Genomic DNA, 4,826 nt, shown 5'->3' on the forward strand with positions numbered 1-4,826 from the left:
CCTGTAGCCGGAGCCGGGAGCGGGGGTGAGGAACCTGTAGCCGGGGCCGGGAGCGGGGGTGAAGAACCTGTAGCCGGAGCCGGGAGCGGGGGTGAGGAACCTGTAGCCGGAGCCGGGAGCGAGGGTGAGGAATCTGTAGCAGAGGCCGGGCGCGTAGACATGGAATCGAGGGTCGGGGCAGGGGAAGGGTCTGCCGTGCCGGAATGCCCGTGTGCGGCAGAAGAGGGAAGGGGCCGCCGGAAAGCCGGCCCTGCCGTGGGGCTTGCGGACATCCCAGGCCTGTGCCTCCCCACAGGCTATACCCCGTGCCGCCCCCTGACGGACTTAAGCGCCATCCCCTTCCTGTACGATGACCTGGCCCCCTTCGAGAACCGGATCCTGTACTACGAGACCAGCAGGGGCTGTCCGTTCCGGTGCAGCTACTGCCTCTCCTCCATCGACAAGGCCGTGAGGATACGGGACATGGGCCTGGTAGAGGAGGAACTGCAGTTTTTCCTGGACCACAGGGTCAGGCAGGTAAAATTCATAGACCGCACCTTCAACTGCAGCCATGCCCACGCCATGGCGGTCTGGACCTATCTCCTGGAACATGACAATGGTGTCACAAATTTCCACTTCGAGATTTCCGCGGACATCCTGCGGGAGGAGGAGATAGAGCTGCTGAGCCGCTTCCGCCCGGGGCTGGCGCAGATGGAGATCGGCGTCCAGACGGTGAACCCCAGAACCCTGGAGGCCATCCGGCGGACCATGGATATCGAAAGGCTGGAAAGCGCGGTGGCAGCCATCCGCCGGGGCGGGAACGTGCATCTGCACCTGGACCTGATAGCCGGGCTCCCCTATGAGGGCTATGAGAGCTTCGGGAAATCCTTCGACTGGGTCTACCGGCTGCGCCCCCATCAGCTGCAGCTGGGCTTCCTGAAGGTGCTGAAGGGCTCCGAGATGTGGGAGCGGGCGCAGGAATACGGCATCCGTTACCTGGAGCAGCCCCCTTACGAGGTGCTGTGCACGGACTGGCTGTCCTACGGGGAAGTGATGCGGCTGAAGGGCGTCGAGGAGATGGTGGAGCTCTACTACAACAGCGGCCAGTTCGTCCATACCCTGAACTTTCTGGAGAATGCCTTTCCCGGCCCCTTTGCCATGTACGAGGCCCTGGCGGACTTCTACAGGGAGGAGGGGCATCTGGCCATGAGCCCGGCCCGTGCCAGCCGGTATCAGGTGCTGCTGGACTTTGCCGGGAGGCGGGATTCGCGGCGGCGGGAGGTGTACAGGGAGCTTTTGACCTATGACCTGTATCTGAGGGAGAACGCAAAGAGCAGACCTGGATTTGCCCCGGACATTTCCGCCTGGAAGGAGGCGGCGAGAAGCTTTTACAGGGAAGAGGAGCAGAGGCGGAGATACCTGCCGGACTATGAGGGCTTCGACAGCAGACAGCTTGGCAGGATGACCCATCTGGAGCCCTTCGCCTATCCGGTGTGGGACATTGACCGGATGGCGGCGGGCTACGGCGCTTTCGGGGCCGGGGAAAGCATGGGGCATACGTTTGTGCTGTTCGATTACCGAAGCCGCAGCCCTCTGAACCATGAGGCCCTGGCCCGGCCGATTCATGGCGGACTGGACAGTGCAACGGGCTGCTGCACCGATTTATAGAGTTGAATCGGATAAAGGCGGATAAGGCCGAAAAAATACGGTTGCAAATATGCCGCTATGGACATATAATTAAAGTAAGCATAGACTAACCGCCGGGAGGACGCGGGGAGATGGAGAGATGCCATGACCGATTCCCCGGCGGATGCGGTAAGGCTGACAGCGCAGGAGAGGGCACGGCATTGACTGAAAGCAGGAAAAGGAGCATGCTGATATGGAAGATTTGGAAAAAAGGGAAAAGCAGGAGAGGAACAAAGGGAACCGGAGCATAGCCCTGCCGATAGCGGCGGCAGTGGCCATCCTGGCAGCGGCGGCGATTGCCATCGTAGTTTGGGGCGGGCGCAGAAGCCGCGTCATGGACAGGAGCGAAGCCATGGAACATGCGCTGTCGGATGCGGGGCTGGCGGCCGCGGATGTCACCCTGACCAGACAGGAGCTGCAGCGGGACGGCGGCAGGAATTGTTACGAGATTGAATTCGTCTCGGAAACACATGTCTATGAATATGAAATCGATGCGGCCACCGGGGAGGTCAGGGGCGTGAGCATCCATGCCCTGGGTACGGAGGGCGCGACAGCGTCCGCAAGCCAGGGGCAGACAGGTAAGGGGCAGCCGGATGCCGAAAACGGGCAGTCGGAACCCAGCGGGCAGCAGCCTGGCACAGCAGAAGGCCAGTCCCAGCCGGAGGGAGGCCAGCCGGAAGCGTCAGGACAGCAGCCCCAGCCGGAGGGAGGCCAGCCGGAAGCGTCAGGACAGCAGTCCCAGGCGGAGGGAGGCCGGCCGGAAGCGTCAGGGCAGCAGCCTGGCACGGCGGAAGGCCAGTCCCAGTCGGAGGGAGACCAGCCGGAAGCGTCAGGGCAGCAGCCCCCGACAGCAGGGCAGACGAATCCGCAGTCCCGGCCGGCCGGGGCGGTGGAGACCATTGACGCCGCCAAGGCGGCAGCCCTGGCGGACGCGGGGCTGGCGGAGAGCGACGTGACCTTTACGAAGGAGAAGCTGGACTGGGACGAGGGCATAGCGGTGTACGACATCGAATTCCTGACAGCCGATACGGAATACGACTATGAAATCGACGCGGCCACAGGAGCCGTCCTGGACAAAAGCGCAGAGCTGCTCAGGCCCAACGAATCCCCGGGACAGGCCATAGACGCAGGCATCGGCGTGGAGAGCGCAAAGGAAATAGCGGCAGCGCACGCGGGCCTGTCGAAGGAGGAGGCATTCTTCACGAAAGCGGAGCTGGAACTGGAGCACGGCCGCTCCGAGTACGAAATCGAGTTCTACCACGACCGGATCGAGTACGAATATACCATAGATGCCGCCACAGGGGCCATCCTGGAGTACGAGAGCGAGTACGACCACTGAGGCCCGCCCCGGCAGTTCGGACCGGGCACCGAGCCGCTGCGGCCTGTCAGCGGCGGACAGCGGACAGAAGACAGCGATGGACGGCGGATAGAAGACGGCGAGGCATAGCAGACGCAGACAGCGCCGAAGTAAGCTTCCGGCATCACCACAATACGCCCACAATGCCGTCCAGGCTCTGCTTCAGGTGGCGCAGGATAGCGCCCTTGTTGGCGGAGCGCAGCCCCTCCGCGATGCGCATCATCTCTTCGATTTTGTCCCCTCTGCCCCGGGCGGCCCAGTAATCCGCAAGCTGACAGTAGGTGCGGCTGATGTCCGTGTGGGTGCTGACGGCGAAGTCCATGAGGATGACGGCATCGTCGTCATGCCCCGCCTCCAGCAGAGCATCCGCCCACTTCTGCAGGGTGCGGGCCAGCAGGGTATAGTTCTGGTCGTATTCGGACAGGGCCGTGATGTTGGCGGCGCCGTATTCCAGCTTCAGCTCCGTGTTGGTCCAGCCTGTGAGATTGACGATCTTCAGGGGGGTGAGGGACTCCATGATGCCGATGCACTCCAGCACCTCCGGATTCTCATTCAGCACATGGGTGGGGAAGCGCTCCAGGGGGATCTTGACATAGTTCAGCCCGTCCAGCGGCTTGCGCCGGACGGAATTGGCCTGGGCCTCCCTGGCCCAGAAATTCTTTTCATTGCGACGGCCCCTGCGGGCCTGTTTTTTTATATTATAAGAAACCAACAGGGAAAAGGTAATAAAACTTGCCAAAAAACCGATATTCATATATAATCCTTTCATGAGGGACTGTCTGCAGACAGTTCCCGATAGTATTCGCCACAGAGGTGCCGCAGGGACGTCAGGGCATCCGGAGGGCAGACAGGAGCCGCCATGTTCAATATGAACAACAAAAAAAGGACGCAGCGCATCTCCGCGGTCATCGTCATTTTGCTGGTGATAGCGATGGTTGCCTCCACTGTAACATATTTTATCTATTAATTCAACAACAGAATCAGAGAGGATGCAGACTATGGGAAAATGGATAAGGAAAGGCTGCTTTCTGGCCTGTCTCCTGGCCAGTGCGCTGCTGTGGGGCATGACCGCGGCGGCAAAGGAGGGAGACACCATCAAGAACGGGATTTTCGTGGGGGAGGTGGATCTCTCCGGCATGACCGCCCAGGAGGCGGCGCAGGCCGTGGAGGCCTATGTGGAGACCCTGCGGGAGGTGGAGATCACGCTGCTCTACGCGGAGGACAGGGAAGTGCCCGTGAGCGCAGGGGAGCTGGGGATCTCCTGGTCCAATCAGGAGGTCATCACCGAGGCCCTGGAGGTGGGGATCCATGGGAACGTGATAGAGCGGTACAAGATACTCAAGGATCTGGAGCGGGAGAACCTGGTCTACCCGCTGGAGCTGTCCTTTGATTTCCAGGGGCTTACGGACATCCTGATCGAGGAGTGCGCCAAGTACGATCAGAAGGCGGTGGACGCCACTTTGGTCCGGGAGGACGGACAGTTCCGGGTGGTGGGCGGAGACACCGGGTACGCCCTGAATGTGGAGGCCTCCTTCGACAAGGTGCATGAGCTTTTGGCCAGCGGATGGGACTGCCAGCCCTGCAGCATCCCTCTGGTGGTGGAGGTGACCCAGCCCAGGGGCAGCGCCGAGGAGCTTGCCAGGGTGAAGGACGTGCTGGGCACGTTCACTACCTCCTACGGCTCCTCCAACTTCAACCGGAGCGAGAACATCTCCAACGGCTGCAACCTGATCAACGGCACGGTCCTGTATCCCGGGGACGAGTTCTCCATGCTGGACTGCGTGACGCCCTTCACCGCGGAGAA

The 4,826-nt window shown here is 61.6% G+C and carries 4 protein-coding genes; 3 read left to right on the top strand and 1 reads right to left on the bottom strand.

Features of this window, described 5'->3' with window-relative positions:
- Both Q2B33_RS20510 and Q2B33_RS20515 read left to right on the top strand, forming a co-directional pair.
- Nucleotides 1-1,647, top strand: a 1,647-nt coding sequence (locus Q2B33_RS20510) for a B12-binding domain-containing radical SAM protein (RefSeq protein WP_300799803.1), incomplete at its 5' end; no start/stop codon positions are given.
- A 211-nt stretch (nt 1,648-1,858) separates the two neighbouring features.
- Nucleotides 1,859-3,004, top strand: a complete 1,146-nt coding sequence (locus Q2B33_RS20515) for a PepSY domain-containing protein (RefSeq protein WP_300783354.1) — start codon at nt 1,859-1,861, stop codon at nt 3,002-3,004.
- Nucleotides 3,005-3,146: 142 nt separating this feature from the next.
- On the opposite strand, the gene Q2B33_RS20520 is transcribed toward Q2B33_RS20515, so the two are convergent.
- Nucleotides 3,147-3,761: a hypothetical protein gene (locus tag Q2B33_RS20520; protein WP_300783352.1), complete on the bottom strand. Its 615-nt coding sequence runs from the start codon at nt 3,759-3,761 to the stop codon at nt 3,147-3,149.
- 259 nt (nt 3,762-4,020) lie between these two features.
- On the opposite strand from Q2B33_RS20520, the gene Q2B33_RS20525 reads away from it, so the two are divergent.
- Nucleotides 4,021-4,826 (top strand): peptidoglycan binding domain-containing protein (locus Q2B33_RS20525; protein WP_300914213.1); only part of this gene is annotated, 806 nt, incomplete at its 3' end.

Source organism: uncultured Acetatifactor sp. (genome assembly GCF_948601915.1).
Lineage (GTDB): Bacteria > Bacillota > Clostridia > Lachnospirales > Lachnospiraceae > Acetatifactor.

Bases quoted from the DNA above. Each gene is read 5' to 3' on its own strand.
- Q2B33_RS20515 (WP_300783354.1), top strand. From the start codon at position 1,859: ATGGAAGATTTGGAAAAAAGGGAAAAGCAGGAGAGGAACAAAGGGAAC.